Annotated in this window: 19 protein-coding genes; 9 read left to right on the forward strand and 10 right to left on the reverse strand. The window is 34.9% G+C overall.

The window, feature by feature from the left end:
• Positions 1 to 415 precede the first annotated feature (415 nt).
• The 4 genes from L950_RS18260 to L950_RS18275 all read right to left on the reverse strand — a co-directional run bounded on the left by L950_RS18260 (position 416) and on the right by L950_RS18275 (position 4,914).
• The gene (locus L950_RS18260) at positions 416 to 1,852 is read right to left on the reverse strand and encodes a glycosyltransferase (RefSeq protein ID WP_021190265.1); all 1,437 of its coding nucleotides are present in this window, start codon (positions 1,850 to 1,852) and stop codon (positions 416 to 418) included.
• Positions 1,853 to 3,298: 1,446 nt separating this feature from the next.
• A complete protein-coding gene (locus tag L950_RS33895; protein ID WP_231577417.1) occupies positions 3,299 to 3,478 on the reverse strand; it encodes a hypothetical protein in 180 nt (59 codons plus the stop codon).
• An 83-nt stretch (positions 3,479 to 3,561) separates the two neighbouring features.
• The gene (locus tag L950_RS33900; protein ID WP_231577418.1) at positions 3,562 to 4,014 is read right to left on the reverse strand and encodes a DUF3667 domain-containing protein; all 453 of its coding nucleotides are present in this window, start codon (positions 4,012 to 4,014) and stop codon (positions 3,562 to 3,564) included.
• A gap of 306 nt (positions 4,015 to 4,320) precedes the next feature.
• Complete coding sequence (locus tag L950_RS18275; RefSeq protein ID WP_156169753.1) at positions 4,321 to 4,914, reverse strand: response regulator transcription factor; 594 nt, start codon at positions 4,912 to 4,914, stop codon at positions 4,321 to 4,323.
• A gap of 329 nt (positions 4,915 to 5,243) precedes the next feature.
• On the opposite strand from L950_RS18275, the gene L950_RS18280 reads away from it, so the two are divergent.
• The gene (locus L950_RS18280; protein ID WP_021190269.1) at positions 5,244 to 5,597 is read left to right on the forward strand and encodes a GNAT family N-acetyltransferase; all 354 of its coding nucleotides are present in this window, start codon (positions 5,244 to 5,246) and stop codon (positions 5,595 to 5,597) included.
• Positions 5,598 to 5,904: 307 nt separating this feature from the next.
• Here the strand turns inward: L950_RS18280 and L950_RS18285 are convergent, their stop codons facing one another.
• From L950_RS18285 to L950_RS28040, 6 genes are all read right to left on the reverse strand, one after another.
• Complete coding sequence (locus L950_RS18285; protein WP_021190270.1) at positions 5,905 to 6,600, reverse strand: type 1 glutamine amidotransferase domain-containing protein; 696 nt, start codon at positions 6,598 to 6,600, stop codon at positions 5,905 to 5,907.
• A 115-nt stretch (positions 6,601 to 6,715) separates the two neighbouring features.
• Positions 6,716 to 7,087, reverse strand: coding sequence for a Crp/Fnr family transcriptional regulator (locus tag L950_RS33905; RefSeq protein WP_021190271.1), 372 nt, complete (start codon positions 7,085 to 7,087; stop codon positions 6,716 to 6,718).
• 402 nt (positions 7,088 to 7,489) lie between these two features.
• Positions 7,490 to 8,545, reverse strand: a complete 1,056-nt coding sequence (locus tag L950_RS18295; RefSeq protein ID WP_021190272.1) for a 3-oxoacyl-ACP synthase III family protein — start codon at positions 8,543 to 8,545, stop codon at positions 7,490 to 7,492.
• A gap of 295 nt (positions 8,546 to 8,840) precedes the next feature.
• Positions 8,841 to 9,050: a hypothetical protein gene (locus L950_RS33910; RefSeq protein WP_316930695.1), complete on the reverse strand. Its 210-nt coding sequence runs from the start codon at positions 9,048 to 9,050 to the stop codon at positions 8,841 to 8,843.
• 228 nt (positions 9,051 to 9,278) lie between these two features.
• Entirely contained in the window at positions 9,279 to 9,491 is a 213-nt protein-coding gene (locus tag L950_RS18300; RefSeq protein ID WP_021190273.1) for a PLDc N-terminal domain-containing protein, read from the reverse strand.
• 21 nt (positions 9,492 to 9,512) lie between these two features.
• On the reverse strand, positions 9,513 to 9,737 hold the full coding sequence (locus L950_RS28040; protein ID WP_132770364.1) for a hypothetical protein: 225 nt from the start codon (positions 9,735 to 9,737) through the stop codon (positions 9,513 to 9,515).
• 388 nt (positions 9,738 to 10,125) lie between these two features.
• Between L950_RS28040 and L950_RS18305 the strand changes: the two genes are divergently transcribed.
• The 8 genes from L950_RS18305 to L950_RS18325 all read left to right on the forward strand — a co-directional run bounded on the left by L950_RS18305 (position 10,126) and on the right by L950_RS18325 (position 17,667).
• Positions 10,126 to 10,548 (forward strand): sigma factor, encoded by a 423-nt coding sequence (locus L950_RS18305; RefSeq protein WP_197086537.1) that lies wholly within the window; start codon positions 10,126 to 10,128, stop codon positions 10,546 to 10,548.
• Entirely contained in the window at positions 10,541 to 10,699 is a 159-nt protein-coding gene (locus tag L950_RS37450) for a sigma factor-like helix-turn-helix DNA-binding protein (RefSeq protein ID WP_021190275.1), read from the forward strand. Before L950_RS18305 ends, L950_RS37450 begins: the two co-directional genes overlap by 8 nt.
• Before the next feature lie 55 nt (positions 10,700 to 10,754).
• The gene (locus L950_RS18310) at positions 10,755 to 11,048 is read left to right on the forward strand and encodes a hypothetical protein (RefSeq protein ID WP_021190276.1); all 294 of its coding nucleotides are present in this window, start codon (positions 10,755 to 10,757) and stop codon (positions 11,046 to 11,048) included.
• A gap of 65 nt (positions 11,049 to 11,113) precedes the next feature.
• Entirely contained in the window at positions 11,114 to 11,959 is an 846-nt protein-coding gene (locus tag L950_RS18315; protein ID WP_156169754.1) for a FecR family protein, read from the forward strand.
• Positions 11,960 to 12,212: 253 nt separating this feature from the next.
• Positions 12,213 to 13,715 carry a SusC/RagA family TonB-linked outer membrane protein gene (locus L950_RS30655; protein ID WP_021190278.1) on the forward strand — a complete coding sequence of 501 codons (1,503 nt, stop codon included), beginning with the start codon at positions 12,213 to 12,215 and terminating at the stop codon, positions 13,713 to 13,715.
• Positions 13,700 to 13,879 (forward strand): hypothetical protein, encoded by a 180-nt coding sequence (locus tag L950_RS30660; protein WP_197086538.1) that lies wholly within the window; start codon positions 13,700 to 13,702, stop codon positions 13,877 to 13,879. The genes L950_RS30655 and L950_RS30660 overlap by 16 nt, the downstream gene beginning before the upstream one ends.
• A gap of 23 nt (positions 13,880 to 13,902) precedes the next feature.
• A complete protein-coding gene (locus L950_RS30665) occupies positions 13,903 to 15,675 on the forward strand; it encodes a SusC/RagA family TonB-linked outer membrane protein (RefSeq protein WP_231577420.1) in 1,773 nt (590 codons plus the stop codon).
• A gap of 237 nt (positions 15,676 to 15,912) precedes the next feature.
• Positions 15,913 to 17,667, forward strand: a complete 1,755-nt coding sequence (locus tag L950_RS18325) for a RagB/SusD family nutrient uptake outer membrane protein (RefSeq protein ID WP_197086539.1) — start codon at positions 15,913 to 15,915, stop codon at positions 17,665 to 17,667.
• Positions 17,668 to 17,734: the final 67 nt, after the last annotated feature.

Raw genomic sequence — 17,734 nt, forward strand, 5'->3', positions numbered from 1 at the left:
CCGACTAAGTTAGCAACTCCACTTTTTGGTTTATATAAATAATTTTTTAAGAGATTAAGTTGAATTATAAAGGTTAAGCTGATCACCATACTTACTATATAGGAATGATTAATTTCCTATCCTAACAAATAGAAACCCCTGTAATCCGACAGAATATCGATTTCAATGTATTGCAATAAATTGTTTAAATAATTATCGTACTTATTCACTACAGCTGTAAGTACCCGAATTTATATAATTTACGAAAATTGAGAAGATTGAAGTCTAAAGTATTTGCATTATCAATGAAGTCTAGAATAATCTAATGCATCTTGTAATGATTAATGGCAAGAACTAAGTGAAGTTTACTTAGTTCTTGCCCATTAAGTGCATTTATATTTACTGTAACTAATACATGGAAGTATTATACGTTAAATTATCCTCTGGTTAACCAACCACTTCTTCCCGCAGTTGCAATTGCATAAGGTGTGATCCAGAATAGTGAAAGTGCGTAAAAAATACTATATGTATATGCCCAGATTGCTTCCTTCTTATTATCACTTTTTGAAGCAAAAAAGAATGCTTGGACGCTTGAAAAAATCAATATACCGACAAAAGTAGCACTCAGAAACATTAGTGGATAATGAAATATTGTCCATAGCATTAATACAAGCAAAGGATAAGAAAGTAAGACTTTTTTCCACTGCATAAGCAATAAGATACGCGTACCCAATTTTTTACCTTCTCGGAAGTTGGTAAAAGCAAAACGGCTCATCATGATGTTTTCGCGTACATTACTTCTCTCCCAACGGATATACATTTTATATAGATTTTTGTATCGTACAGGAGTATCAGTATATACATAAGCATTGGACTGAAATAGTACGTGATATCCTTGTTTTAGAATCATATTTGTCATAGCACGATCTTCCCCAATATCTGATGGTTGATCCATAAAGGTCTGGTTAATCCAATCTTCAAGACAATTCATGACCGATTCTTTTCTGTATGCAGATAAGGCTCCAGGTGTACACATTACTGAACCTAATACACTTTGTGCAGAGCGTACAAATTCAAAACTAAATATAAAACTAACACTGAGCATACGTGGAATAATTGCTTTCTTATTGTTTAAAACACGTACATTTCCTGCAACTGCTCCACAATTCTCATTTTTTACAAAAGGAGAAACCATATTACGCAAAGTGTCTTTTTTTACAATAGAATCACTATCAACTGTAATAAATACATCGCCTTTTCCTAATTTGAATCCACGATATAATGCATGTCGTTTACCCATATTCTTAGGTTGCTTATAGATTTCCACACGGTCACCCAATTCTGCTTTGGCACGCTGTATCCAGGTAAACGTATCATCTTTACTTCCATCATCAATAGCAATTATCTGAAGTTTCTTTTCTGGGTAATCACTATTAGCGAGACTGTGTAAGGTATCATATACCAGATGACCTTCATTATATGCGGGTACTATAATGGTACATGAAGGCAGCTCCTCATTTGAAACCGAAGCTATCGGTTTATACTTCATATGTAAAACAATTAGATAAACTAAAAAGCTTACGCTAGTTAAAAGTAAAAAAATACCAAATCCAACAAGCAATGTTCCACCTATACTGTTTAATCGTTCAAATCTTAATGCTTCAAATTCTGTTTGAAGCATATACAAACCGAAAACCGATGTTAGTAAGATCAAAAATGTAAAGCCCCAAATGCTATATTCTTTGAGACCATATTGCATTGTTTTACGTAACAAATTATTTTTTTGTTGTTTCGATTCCAGCTCTTTTGAATTAAATACTGCTGGCTTGACTTGCATCTTAACCTCCGATGAGGGAGTGAGAACTTCTTCCATGTAATTCATATTCTTCTTTATTATGAGTGTGTGCTAATGCATTTGATTTTGCTATCAAATGATAAACTATCTTTTGTAATAAGAATATTACGATTGACTATTTACAAAACACATGCCCTAATAACCATTTAAAAAATATGTTAATTGCTGATTGTAACAAACTTGATATAATTATTGGTATCATAAACAACTGATTTATAGTGGTGTTATCGTCGTTTTTTGATGCTTTGGTATACTTGTTAAATATCTGTTAGATAATTAGATATTTAAGGTTTTTTAACATTTCGGACATGTTGTCCTATGTTATTTATTCTTTTTTGTTGTCACTTGAAGACAGTAAATAACCAAAATTATCTCATTGGCTGATGATTTACTGTTACCATCTGGAAAATTAAGCAACTAAATTTGTACAGAAGTTATGATAGGGTCTATGTTAAAATTTTGGCACTAATTATTCAATTAAGGTTGAATTTAATTTCTTGGAGTATATGCGTAAATCCAAATCTTGCTCGAAGGATGATAGATTATAAATAATTCAATTATACAATGATGAAGCTTAAATATTTTACCCTTGATTTTGTCTATCCGCTATAATAACGATTTGCTTATTAAAAGTAAGTATATCGACCTCCAGAGGTGTGATGTTGCTTTTAATATAGTGGAGAATTCTAATATCTAAAAATAATATGCTAATATTTTTAGATATAATAAATTATAGTTATATTAGTGCTATTAATATTAGTATACTTTATAGTTTGATTATGGAAAAGAAACCAGCTTGCTGTCCGCTTTGTGGTGCTCGCACAGAATGGATTACCGAATTTATGAATGCGTCTTATGTACAGATTCATACTTGCTTAGATATTCACTGCTGTTATGGATTTTTAGTAAAGGAATAATGAGCGGGTGTGAAAAATTGATATATTGAAAGGGTGTTTACTTCTTTTTTATGTATAAGTAGTGCTTAAAGGAGTTAGTCTTGCGTGGCTAATTGGTCGTGAATTTGTTATACAGTTTACGAAATAAATTGCAGATCCCTAAGTCTGTGGAGAAAGGCTATTCAGAAAAAGATTCCGGTAAGGTGTAGTAATATCATGCGGGTAAGAATATTTATTCTTTTTCCCTGCTTATATGAGGGAAAAAGAATGTGTATAGTATGAGGTTTAATATGAAATCAACATATTGAGATGGGGTGTTATTTCATTGAAACAACTAGGCCTTTCTACCTCGTCTATAGGATTTTGCTTACTTTATTTTTCAGATTGCTTTTTAGGTTTTTTTACAAGGATGTATATTGAGAATGCAAAGACGGTGAAATAGACAGCTGCTAATGCGGGTTTCTCAAATGTAAAATTTTCAAAGTCGAACTGTTTAAATAGGGTCACTCCGAGTATAATAGCGATAATGCTAAATACAAATAATATTAATTTTCTGTTGTCCATATTTTTAATGTTTTATAAGTAAGTCGATTAGTGTTCCTATTGTTAATGCAATTGTTACAGAAGTTAATATTCCTAACACGAATGCGGCGAATGCTTTTAAATAATTTATAGTCTTCTTTTTGTCAAAGAAATGACCAATAGCCCAACTACAATAGGCAATACCAATCATACCTCCAAATTGCATTAAGTCAATTTGTATCAAACCATATAAGCAAGCAAAAAATGCATATATAAGCATCTCTATACCTGTAACAAAGCATAGTAATATTAAAATTTCAAAAAAATTATAGTCATATTTTTTGAAAAATATTTTAACCCAAAAAGCAGTAAATACTCCCAGTATGATGTTGGCATAGCATAGTGACTTTGTACCCAGCTGAAAATTCTGCCTGTGGTGGTTGTTGAGATTCCGTCATATTTTACATAACCTTCCTCAATATGGAAAAATCCGTTAACAACTGTATATAGAAGGGAAGTGATGATGATAAAAATAATAGGTTTTACAAGTCGAGCTCTATTTTCTGAAATATAACGTCTCACATTGTCCCCAGGGCTAGTTATTAATTCCTTGATGGTATATAGGATACCTCTTTCAAAATGTAATACATGTTCGATCTCGTGTGCAATATAATGCCCATCTATTCTCTTTAGTTTTGAAGGTTGTCCGCAGTTTGAACAGTAATTCTGATATACTTCGTTGTTGCAACTTTTACAATTCATCTCTCTTCATTTAATAATTTGGCTAGTATTTATTTACAAATGGTTAGATCGGTAGCAACTTCCATTTTTAATATAAATATTGAAATGTATATGGATGAAACAGTTTGTCATTATCCATGAGTCAAATGTATTAAGTTTAATTGTTAGTACGCATCGATCCTATTAAATCTACACTTTTGTGTAGGATTAAAATCAATACTCATTTTGCAATCAAATTGAATATACAGAAGCTAAGTATTGCATGATATTGCGAAATTGGTTGCTTAATTTTTATAATTGATGAGCATAAGTGCATCTTACTATGAATTAGAAAAGTGACAGTTCAATTGCTATGGCTGTAGCTTCTGTAATACTTTTTACTTTTAACTTGGAGAATATTTGCTTTTTGTAGAATTTAATAGTATCGATAGAAACAAAAAGGATTTCAGCTATTTGCTCCATTGTTAATCCTTGGGCAGAGTATCTTAGAACATCTTTTTCTCTTTTTTTTAATAATATTGCAGGTTTTTCTGACCAAATATTATTGATCAGATCATATTCGAAATAAGATTTGTCAAATTCATTCTTTATTCTAATATTTCCCGCTTTAGCATGAGACGATATGGACACCAAACAAAGTGCTATCCAAAGGTTTGAGGAGTTGTCTAGTAGGAGAGGCTTTAGCTTGTGATTGATCAGAATTGGTTTTCCTATTGGTTGCTTAAGGTGGAAGTCATATGAAATGGAATGTTGCATCCGATCTTCTTCCGATAGATTTTTGAGGAAATCAAAGCCACTATCATTAATTTTTTTTAATAGTAGAAGATCTTCTTCAGGTACATTATCAAGATAATGCTGATAACCATTTTTCAAAACCTCATCAGCTGTACGACCACAAAGAAATATTGGATTGTCGGACACAAAAAGAAATCCCTTTTTATAATAATCAATCAAATACACACTTTGATAAGTTAATTGACTGAGTGATCTCGCAAATCTACGATAGGTTTGGTTATATTATAATCCAGCTCATTAAGAGTATCTTTAAAATGTACGGGCTCAAAAAAATCATCAATATTTATATTCATAAAGTAAGGTTAGTAGGTATAAAATGGTTATCTCCTAATCTATTTTACAAAGTAATGAAAAATGAAGGAAAATCGAACCTTAAATTTAATGTGACTTTGGATCATTTTTATGTATCTTGAAATGTAAAAATTAGTTGTACATAGATTAAATTAGTTAATTAAATGATGGTAGAAATACGGAATGCGATTGAATCTGATATTGAGATAATATTAAATTTTGAAAAAGGAATAGTAGATGCTGAAAGACCCTTTGATGACAGTTTAAAAGAAGGGGAGATTCACTACTATGATTTAATGGATCTCATTCGAAGTGAGCGAGCAGCGTTATTGGTGGCTGTTGTTAATAATGAAATTGTAGGTTCAGGCTATGGTAAAATTTTGGAGGCGAAACCGTTTCAAAAACATAAGGAATACGCGTATTTGGGTTTTATGTATGTGAAGCCCATATTTAGAGGTCAGGGTATTAACGGTGTAATTTTACAAAAACTTATGGAATGGGCTAAAAGCGTGGTTTAACGGAAGTTAATTGGATGTTTATGATGCAAATGTAATTGCTAAAAATGCCTATCTAAAAGCGGGATTTAAACCCCATTTATTGAAAATGCGTTTAGACTTGTAAATCCTTTTAAATTGTAAATTTATAGCTATGTCACTTAATAAAAGTGATCGTGTTACAAATCTGTCTTGGAACTTATCTATTAAATATTTTACATTATAATACTTAACAAAGAAAGCCAAGATACCTAAAGTAACCAAGGTATACGAACTGATGTAGTAAGATCCAGCCCGTATACCTTGATTGTAATTATTCTTATGAAGACTTTTATTTCGCTAACAGCGCGAGTAATTCTTTCGCTGTTTCTTCTGAAGAACCTGGGTTCTGTCCAGTAATTAAGTTACCATCTTTTAAAACATAGCTGTTCCAATCCTCTCCTTTACTGTATATCCCTCCAAGTTTTACCAGTTCATCTTCTACTAAAAAGGGAACAACATTGGTCAATTGCACAGCTTCTTCTTCAGAGTTCGAAAATCCTGTAACTTTTTTCCCTTTAACTAATGACGAACCATTAGTATCTTTTACGAAGCGCAATACTCCAGGAGCATGACATACTGCGGCAACTGGTTTATTGTTCCTCCAGAATGCTTCAATAAGTGCGATAGACGTTTTATCATTTGTTAGATCCCAAAGAGGACCGTGTCCTCCCGGATAAAAAATGGCATCATAATCTTGCTCACTTATTTCCTTTAATGGAATGCTGTTTGCTAATTTAATTTTCAGTTCTTTATCTTCATCAAATCGTTTTGTTGCTTCTGTCTGAAATTCTGGAAGCGCACTTTTGGGATCTATGGGTGGTTGTCCGCCTTTAGGAGAAGCAATTGTTACATTTACACCTGCATCGGCCAAAACATAATAGGGAGCGGCAAATTCTTCAACCCAAAAACCTGTTTTATTACCTGTATCTCCAAGTTGGTCATGCGATGTCAGTACAACCAATACTTTTAAATTCTTTTTTTCCATCTTTGAAAATTTTAAATGTTTAAAATGATATCACAAAATAGGGCATAAATCATTAGACCTTTATGTGATATACATCACATTTTAAAGAAAGTTTGTTTTGGTGATATATGTCAGATTATTTGACCTGATAAAGTCTGCTTAATGTTTCGCGCGAAACTCCGAGATATGCCGCAATTAAATGCTTTGGTACCAGGTTATAAAGATCGGGATATTGTTGCATGAGTTGCTCATAACGGCTTCTAGCGTCATTGTTAAGCAAAGAGAGAATTCTTTTTTGTAAACCTATATATCCTTTATTTGAACGCCATCTTAGAAATGTTTCTATCTCGTGAATTTCTTTGCAGACTTTTTCCCGGTCTTCACTAAATAGGCAAAGAGCATTGGTGTCGATAACACAGTCTAGATTGACAGTCGCCTTTTTATTATTATGAAGTGCATCATAATCAGATGCCCACCAGGTTTTTGTCGCAAACTGTAGAATATGCATCTTTGTTCATCGTTGACAAAGAAAGTTTTTAGGCAACCATTTAGAACAAAATATTCACATAATACACGATCCCCTATATTTATAACAGATTGTTTTCTTTTAAAGGATACAGGTTTTAAAAATGAGAAAAAGTAATCAAACTGTTCATCACTAAGCTGGACAGTTTGTTCTATATGATTTCTAAGAATTTCACGATCGGACATGTGTAACGTATGGATTTGTATAGAAAATAGTACCTAAAAATAAGTATTCTTATTTAAGATTAGGAGCGATTTTCAATCACTAATTGTTTGTTTAGATCTGAATCTTATTTGCTATTGTAATGTTAGATTCAGTTCTATTTGGTTATGAAAGTTATTTGAAATTAATCTTCATAATTTTATTTGCATTTCGTTAAAAGCTTTAAAATTTATAAACAAATGCATTGATATTCATACCAGCACCTACGGAAGCAAATAGCGTGATGTCTCCTTTGTTGATCTTGTGTTGAGGCAATTCCCCTTGAAGTATCATCGCTAATAAAGTTGGTATGGTTGCAACGCTATTATTGCCCAATTTCTGAATGATCATAGGCATAATGTCGGGTGGTTGTGGTGTATTGTACAGTTGGTAGAATCTATGCACAATAGCTTCATCCATTTTTTCATTAGCTTGGTGAATGATGATCTTAGCAAGATCTTTTATGTCATATCCACTCTCGTCAAAGCATTTTTTCATCGCTTTTGAAACATTAGTCAATGCGAACTCATATATTTTTCGCCCTTTCATTTTCAAGTATTTTGTGTCAGAATCTTGATTAAAATAGGAGGGGCCAAAATATAAATAATCAATCTCATTGAGTGTGAAAGAAGCCGAAATATGAGATTTAAGACCCGAATCATCATCGCTACATTCCATTATCACTGCTCCTGCACCGTCAGCATAGATCATACTATCTCTATCATGAGGATCTATGACGCGGGAAAGCGTTTCAGCACCAATGATCAGGCACTTTTTAGCAAGCCCTGCTTTGATAAAGGCGTTTGCCTGAATAACACCTTCCACCCATCCTGGACAACCAAAAAGCAGATCATAAGCTACGCAGAAGTTATTTTTAATTTTTAAAAGATGTTTTACACGTGAAGCAAGGCTTGGTACCATATCAGATTGGATAGAGCCGTGCTTAACATCGCCGAAATTATGGGCAAAGATGATATAATCCAAGGTTTCAGGGTCGATCTGCGCATTTGTTATCGCCTTTTGCGCAGCCTGAAATCCTAGATCGGATGCCACTTGATCATGCGTAGCATATCGTCTTTCTTCGATTCCAGTAATCTCTTTTAGTTTTTGTGTGATTATCTCATTGGACTGTTTTAGAGGCTGTTCATTTTCATCAAAAAATGTGGAATCTTGAAAAAATGTATTTTTAACGATGTGGGATGGAGTATAATGTCCAGTACCTATAATTTTGCTACTCATTTTCTTATATTACTTAATTAATTTAGCGATAATTACTGAGACCAGCAAATCTTAGTTATTGAAGAGGGAATAAATATTTTATTTGTAACTGATCAACCAGCTTCAAACAAACCTCGATAGTTAATTCTTCAGTGCTTTGGACAAGAAAAATATCTACTTCTTGTACTGGCAAGGAGGTAGATTTAGTCAATTTACTTCCAAAACGTTCGGGATTCTATAAACAATTCAATCTGATTGATTACAATTAGGAGTTTTTTAATGATATCCTGAGTCCAGAACCGGAATATCGTATATTCTAGTTCACGAAGAGCAAGATTAGTGCGTACGTCTTTTTGCATATTACGTTCGATTTTCGGTATCCAGAATAAACGGTTAGATTTAATACGGTTTCGGTTCTTTTCCAGTCAAAGCCGTGCCAAAATTCACCATCGACAAAAATAGCCAGTTTACATTTTTTTATGACGATATCAGGTGTTCCGGGAAGTGATTTATCATGTAATCGTATGTTTTTTGTCTATAGTGCTTACCGTAGGATCAGTTCTGGTTTTGAATTTTAACTCGTATTCTTGCCATATTCCAACTTCGTTTGAGGCTTCTATAGAAACTAGCTTTCTTCTGGAAATGCGGTACATGGATTTTTTAGAATCGGATTAACTGCGTTGTTTTTCACTTAGTGTAACAGCGATTTTCCTAAAACTTACTCATTTCATCTCTTTGATTGCACTGATCTTCTTTATATATTATTTGATTTATCTTTTCCAAACCACCAATAGAAAATGCATCCAATTACATTGAATAGTACAACAGCTACTATCCACAGTATCCTCTTGTCACCGGGTATATTATCATTGGTGATGATGTGATAAATCGTGTACACGACCAAAAGAATGGGAACAAGAAGATAAAGCATTTCTGTGGTTCCGATATTGATAAATGATAAGTTCATAGCGTAGAAAATGTTCGTTTACTATCGCGTGATCGCAAAATATATGACATAGAACCAGCTACAGATACCATGGAATATGGCCCAGAGTATTGATTTGTTTCGATCCCAAGAAGTAACAACTGCTATCACCGAACCTAAGCCAATTCCCGATTTAGTAACGATTTGTGTGGTGTTTTCTGTAAAATCCTGTCCAAAAACAAATGAAGTGATTGATAGTAGGAATATAAGTAAGGTTAGTTTTTTCATAATAATGCGCCTTTAGGTTTTAATTCCGGTGTTATATGGGACAAAGTGTATTCCTGTTTTTTTTGAGTGATAAGCTTTCGCTCTAGCTAACTAAAATTACAACATTTATGTGACCAGGGCAAATAATTGTTGTTGTATATTCAGATTTGCCATCATTGCTGTTCTATAATTAAAGAGAATAACAACCTATTTTCCCATGCAAAAAGATATACTGAGCAAGAAGCTGAAATTAACTGTAGACGAGATAAAAAGTCTACGATTCTTAAAATGCAGATGGCTTCTTGATAATTTCATTTTGATATACTGTAATATTTCTATAGATTTATCTTCAATTATATTTCTTTTTTAAGAAAAACCTAAGCACAATACTACAATGAACTTGAAGGGAATGCCTTGCAATATAGAAGAGTTTAATCGCTTCCAATTGGGTGATGAAGCTGTATTTCATAAGATATTTGTGTTTTATAAGCCTTTCCTGTTTCGGAAATTTAACCAATTTTGTTCTTCCAATGTCGAGGTGGAAGAAGTATTGCAGGAAGTGTTTGTACAATTATTCTTAAAAAGACAGCAGATTCCAGATATTCAATCGATTTTTCCTTTTTTGTATATAGTTGGAAAGCGGATGTCCATATCTTACTTCAGGAAAGCAGTGGTAAGGGAACAATATATGCTAAAAAATCAATCGCAATTTAATGAAGCATATGACTGCCTGGAAACCCACATTGAAACTAAGGATCTATCCGATATTCTAGAATCTATTATTAAAGACCTTCCAACCAACGCAGCAGCAGAAAATTTTTCGTATGAATAAACTTGATGAACTTAGTTATAAGGAAATCGCTGCTGAAATTGGTGTATCAAAACATACAGTACGAAATCATCTAGCTACAGCTTGTAATTTTGTACGATTAAAATTGGATAAGATTCTTTACCTACTTTTTTTTATAAAAATTATTTTCTGACTAGTACATCCTTCTACCTAGTGCGATTAGTATAATAGAGCAAGGGAAATAAAAGATGTCCAAAGTAGAAGCATATAAAAATTTGATTCGCCAGTTTTATGCGAAGTCTGTCCCCGAGGATTCGAAAGCCCATTTTGCCCAGTATTTAGAAGATCCTGAGTTCTTAGAAGCATGGGAGCAGTTGATCGATGATGATGAATTAGATCGTGCTTCATCCTCAGAACCAGACGATGATCAATTATTTGATAAAATAAAATTCGATTCCCGAATTAAGGAATATTTAACGACAGTACCTCTGCGTAAAAAACTCATTTCCACAAAAGTTTCAAAATTGCTATCGCATCCTTAATCCTGTGCACAACTGTGGGCAGTTTTTTAATTTGGAATATCAATCGTAAAAGCAACCCGACTCTGGTGAGTAATACTAAAGACTGGGTTGTTCCTGGAAAAGAAAGAGCTCAAATTATTCTAGAAAACGGTCAGGTTATCGACCTTGATAAAATTACAGGTGATACGGTTATTGATAATGGTGCATTCGAAATCCTAAAATTGGCGGACGGTTCAATTTCATATCGCATGAAAAAGGGTGATCATAATGAAAAAAAAATTGCCTACAATACAATTGTTACTCCCCGTGGCGGTGAGTATAATCTGAAATTACCAGATGGAACCAGAGTATGGTTAAATGCAATGACCACCCTTAGGTATCCCATTGTGTTTGATAAAATAAAGCGGGAAATTTATCTGCAGGGAGAAGCATATTTTGATGTAATGGCGCAGCAGGAAGATGGTCGGCGAATCCCTTTTGTTATTCATACTGGTGGTCAGGCGCTTGAAGTGCTTGGGACAGAATTTAACCTTCAAAATTATGGACAGGACATTGTAACAACCTTAGTTGAAGGTAAAGTAAAACTAAATTTTGTGGACAGTCGTCTTGATGATCAATATCTAGCACCAGCGGAACAGTCTATTTTTTATACCAAAGCAAATAAAGTGATTAAAAATACCGTTGATCCCTATTATTTTACAGCCTGGAAAGATGGGAAATTTGCTTTTAGCAAAACCTCCATTCAAGATGTAATGGGGATCATCAGTCGGTGGTATGATGTGGATGTCATTTATAATACTAAAATTGAAAATTTTGAATTTTCAGGCACAATATCTAGATACGAAGATTTTCGAAAACTGTTAAAGACCATCGAATTGGTAGGAGGTATACATTTTGAAATTGAAGGAAGAAAGGTATATGTCAAAAATTAAAGTAATAAAATAACCAATCGGAACTATACATATCGCTATTGAAGGGACGAATGTATAAGTCGAACATTAATAATACAAAAGAATTGGAAAGGGGTATACATTTCAAAATTGAAGGGAGGAAAGTATATATGGAAAAATAACGATACAAACTTTAAAAAAATTTCAGGAGCGTTGCGACCGCCCCTGAAGTTTTTGTCCTTTATAAGACAGCTGACAAATCAACTTATTACAAAAATTAAATTAAATCAACCGAATGCAAAAATACAAAAAAAATCGGTGGGGAATCCCTATGGAGTTTAAACAGATTTCCTCCCTTAAACCATTGGCTATGAAGTTGTCGATTGCGATCCCGCTACTATTTGCTACAAGTTTTCATGTTAGTGCTAATTCTTACGGTCAGAAGATCAATCTTAATAAGAAAAATGTGAATCTGGAAACTTTATTGAAGGATATACAGAAGCAAAGCGGCTATAATATATTATATAAAGAGTCTTTGATTGCTCACATTCGAAAAATAGATGTGAAATTTCAAAATATCCCACTTGAATTAGCACTTAATGATTTGTTGGGAAAATATCAGATTACTTACAAATTGATTGATAATAATATTGTGTTGAGTCAAAGTACTACGGCAAAAGTTCAAAGTACTCCTGCAGTGGTTGACAAGATGATACAAAAACAGATCAAAGGAAAAGTTTCGGATCAAAATGATCAACCTTTGGCCAATGTTACCATAAGTGAGGTAGGTACAAATAATAAAACATCCTCCGATGCGACGGGTTCGTTTAGTCTTTCGGTGAGTGGTGAAGCGACATTGCTCCATTTTAGCATGGTAGGTTACAAAAATAAGGATATCCAAATTGGGAATAACGAGTTTTTACAGGTTAAGCTAGAACAGACCATTATGGCGATGGATGAGGTAGTTGTAGTGGGATATGGTTCTCAGAAGAAAACTGTAGTTTCAGGCGCTATTGCTACTGTAAAGGGAGAAGATCTTGCTAAATCATCGTCAGTCAATCTTTCTAATTCTTTTGCAGGAAGATTGCCTGGAGTAACCGCCATGCAAAGTAGTGGCGAGCCTGGTGGAGATGGTTCTTCTATTCGTGTTCGTGGTATCAATTCCCTACCGGGAGGAAATACGAGCCCATTGATTGTAATTGATGGAGTTCCACAGCGCGCAGGAGGTTTTGACCGTATTAATCCTAACGATGTAGAGAGTGTGTCGGTGCTGAAAGATGCATCAGCAGCCATCTATGGCTCCCGTGCAGGTAATGGTGTTATCCTCATTACAACGAAGCAGGGTAAAGTTGGTAAAACGCAGTTTTCTTACGATTTTACTTACGGTATACAACGTCCGACACGTACACCTAAAATGGCCAATTCTGAGCAGTATACTTCTATTATAAACGAGGTAACGACAGTTTATCCCCAAGATAGTGATAAGTGGGGAGAAATTTGGAAAGCAATAAATACAGGTGATGGAAAATATACTTCTCCTACAGGAGTGATTGAGGCTGCATTTACGCCAGAAGAGAGACAAAAATATGCTGATGGTTCAGATCCTTTACGTTATCCAAATACAGACTGGTTTGCTTCTACGATAAAAGATTGGTCGCCACAGCAGCGACATAATTTACAGATCAATGGAGGTACCGAAACTACCAAATATCTGATTTCATTAGGTTATTTAAATCAGGATGCGATCTACAAAAATTCAGCAACATATTATAAACAGTACGATTGCGCGCAAACCTAGAATTTAAGTTGGGCAAATATGTTACCGCTAGACTTGGCATAACAGGTCGTGAAGAATCCCGTAATTTCCCTACACGCGGAGCGGGCACGATCTTTAGATCTTTGATTCGCGGTCTGCCAACTGAAATTGCGACCTGGCCCAATGGTCTTCCTGGCCAGATTTAGAAAATGGTGCCAATCCGGTTGTAATAACCACTGGTGCAACGGGCTATGACAGAAATACAAGAGATTATTTGCAGAACACAGGTGCCATTGATTTTAGAATACCAGGTGTTGAGGGACTTAAATTAACTGGAACAGCTTCAATTGATAAATATTGGGGAAGATCGAAAAGATGGGAGACCCCGTGGACTCTTTATGATTGGGATAAGGTAAGTTTTGAGGCCGATGGAGTAACGCCATCACTGGTAGGGTATGTACCAAAAGGTATAGAGCCTAAAGCTCAGCTTCGTGAAGCGGCGGAGGATCAATTAGCAATCAATTTATCTGCTTTGTTATCCTATGAAAAGACATTAACAGGAGGGCATAATATCTCCGCGATAGCAGGGTTAACTCGTGAGACTGTCACCAATAATGGTTTTTACGCAGATCGTAAGGATTTCGCCTCGACATTAATAGAACAGTTAAATTTTGGTGATCGCGAACGGCAGACCTTGGGAAATGAGAATACTTACGATCGTGCACGTTTAAGCTACTATGGAAGGGTCAACTATAATTTTCAGGAAAAGTATCTTTTTGAATTTAATTGGAGAGTGGACGGTTCTTATGTTTTTCCACCTAATAAAAGATTTGGTTTCTTCCCTGGAGTTTCAGCGGGATGGCGGGTATCCGAAGAAGGTTTTTTCAAAGATAATGTTAGGTTTGTTAATAACCTGAAGTTGAGAGCATCTTGGGGCCAAATGGGGGCAGAAGCTTATTATGGTGGTTCTTTTCAAGAATATAAATACTTAGCATTGATGAATACCGGGCAGGGGGTATTCAGTGATAAACTCTATCAGACTTTATATGAGAGTACCATTCCTAACCCTAATTTCACATGGGAAGTAGCTAATAATAGCAATGTTGGATTGGATGCTTCTTTTTTAAATCATAAACTGGCGCTAGAACTGGATTTCTTTTATAATAAACGGACCAATGTTTTGACAAAGAATCCTGGAGTTGTACCTATCAGTTCGGGTATTTCGGGTAATCTGCCAATTGCCAACCTTGGCAATCTGATCAATAAGGGGTATGAGTTTAAATTGACTTATACCGATAAAATCGGTAATCTTTCTTTTAATGTAGGCGTTAATGGTGGTTATGCAAAAAACAATGTGCAATACTCCAGCGATGTTGTCAACACCTTACCCTATCAGCAACAGATCGGAAGAGTAACAGACTCTTGGCTAGTGTATCAATATGATGGTGTTTTCAAAGATCAGGCTGCTATTGATGCGAATACTGTAGATTACACAGCTTTAGGATTGAAAAATGGCAAGCTATTGCCTGGTGATATGAAATATGTCGATTATAATGGCGATGGTAAAATTACAAGTGACGATCGTGTGCGATTGGACAAAAATGGTACCCCAACTTTTACAGGAGGTCTTGTATTAGGCGGTGATTATAAAGGTTTTGATTTCAGTATACTGGTACAGGGGGCTACTGGTGGTATGCGACGAATGGGCCCTACAGAATCGGGATTAATAGGGAACTACCTGGAGTGGAATTATGATAACCGTTGGAGTATTGATAATCCGAGTGATGTTGATCCTCGACTTACCAACCGTTCGGATACTTATTATACAACAACCGATAATACCTACTGGATACGGAGCACCAATTATATCAGATTAAAGAATGTAGAGTTGGGATATAGTCTTTCCAGCAATTTGGTCAGTAGAATAGGGATGAGCTCCATTCGTTTTTATACCAATGGCATTAATCTGTTAACCTTTGATAAAATCAATTTGGGATCCTGAATCTGATAATAGTACGGGTCAATTCTATCCGCAATCGAAAATTATCAGTTTTGGCGTAAAGGCTATATTTTAATCAAATCATAAATAATAAAATAATAAAATGAAGACATTGATCAAAAATAGAATTCTTTATATGCTAGCAGTTATGCTATTGTTTATGACAGCATGCAGTACAGATTTTCTAAATGTAACACCTCGAAATGATTTTCAGATGCCACCGTATGGCAAGATCCAGTGTTGGCTGAAAAGTTTGTTAGTGATATTTACAACGTATTTGAAGCAAGTAATTCCGGTTTCACAGAACAGATGCAGGCTTCTGCAACTGACGAATCATTATGGAACCATACCGATGCTTTTCTTTTGTTGAACACAGGTGCGATCAACGGTGCTAATGAAGGCTGGGGTGGTACATCAAAATGGTGGGAGCGTATGTACACCTATATCAGATTCAGTAATATTGCCATAGAAAGACTGGGAGATGACACCAAAAATGGTATTAGCGATATAAAAGTAAAAAATGAATTATTAGCACAAGCTTTCTTTATCCGTGCTTATTGTTATCACCAATTGTTAAGGTATTATGGCGGTGTGCCTCTTATTCTAAATAGTTATCCATACTCTGAAGACCCGATTATCTATCAAAAAGAACGGGCAACTTATGAAGCCTGTACAAATCAGATTTTAAAGGACTGTGATGAGGCTTACAAGCGTTTGGGGGATGGTAAACTTGAAAAAGGCAGGATTAATTCGTTAACTATTTTAGCGCTCAAATCAAGAACTTTAATTTATGCAGCAAGTGATTTACATGATCGAGCTAAACTTACTTCTAAGGTAACAGATCTAAATGACCTATCTGAAAAACTACCCTTATTGGCATATGCCGCAGGATCGCAACAAGATCGCTACCGTTTGGCACAAGCAGCAGCAAAAGCGGTTCTAGATGCAGGAACAGGATATAAGTTAAATCTTACAGCACCTGTTACTCCAGCACAAGGAAGATTAAATTACAAAAGTATTGCCATGGGAGGGGGAAGTAAAGCGCCAGATATGGATATCACGGCAGCATCAGATATACTATATGCCCGTTATTTTATCACGGAGCAGAGTTCTTCACATGCTAGAGATAATGGTCCCAATGGTTATAATAACTGGGGGGGAAATCAACCTATAGGTCTTTTGGTGGATGATTATGAAATGAATGATGGAACAAAATTTGACTGGAACAATCCCATTCATAAAGCCAGTCCTTATAAAAACAGAGATCCTCGTTTTTATGCATCCATATTATATGACGGTGCTGATTGGAAACCGAGAAATAATCCGATCGATCCAGCTAATCAGATACAAACAGGTGCTTACGATCTAATTTTAGCCGGTAAGTTGACAAAATTTTCAGGATTGGATACAAAACAAGGACCTAAAGAGGCACACAACGGAACTTGGACAGGATATTACATTCAAAAGTTTATTGACCCAGATCCAAATATTGTAGATGCTCAAGCAAGACAGTTTGTACCTTGGCCTTATTTTAGATATACAGAAGCAGTTTTTAATTATGTGGAAGCAAGTATTGAACTAGGGGAATTAGAAACAGCAAAAACCTGGCTGAATAAAATTAGGTTTAGAGCAGGTATGCCAGCTATCACTGCCACAGATCAAAATACGCTGAGGACAATATACCGTCAAGAAAGACGTATAGAAATGGCTTATGAACAGCAACGTTTTTTTGATGCCCGAAGATGGCTTATTGCTAATGAAACCATAGGACGAAAGGTCACTATTGTTAAAATTGATGCTACTTTCAAGCCAGGTAAGTCATTAGCAAATGTTTATAAATATGACGAGTCAATTTATAATTATACCTACACACCGCAAGAATTCAATACAAAAGAAAACCGGGTTTGGAAAAATCAAGTTTATTTTCTTCCGCTATCACGGGATGAAATTCGGAAAAATCCATTGCTTGTACAAAATCCAGGGTACGTGGAGTAATAGATTGTTTTAAGAATTAAAACTGAAATACATATTCCTAAATTTTAAAACATCTGAACATATGTTC

Source organism: Sphingobacterium sp. IITKGP-BTPF85 (assembly GCF_001006065.1).
GTDB classification, from domain to species: Bacteria; Bacteroidota; Bacteroidia; order Sphingobacteriales; family Sphingobacteriaceae; genus Sphingobacterium; species Sphingobacterium anhuiense.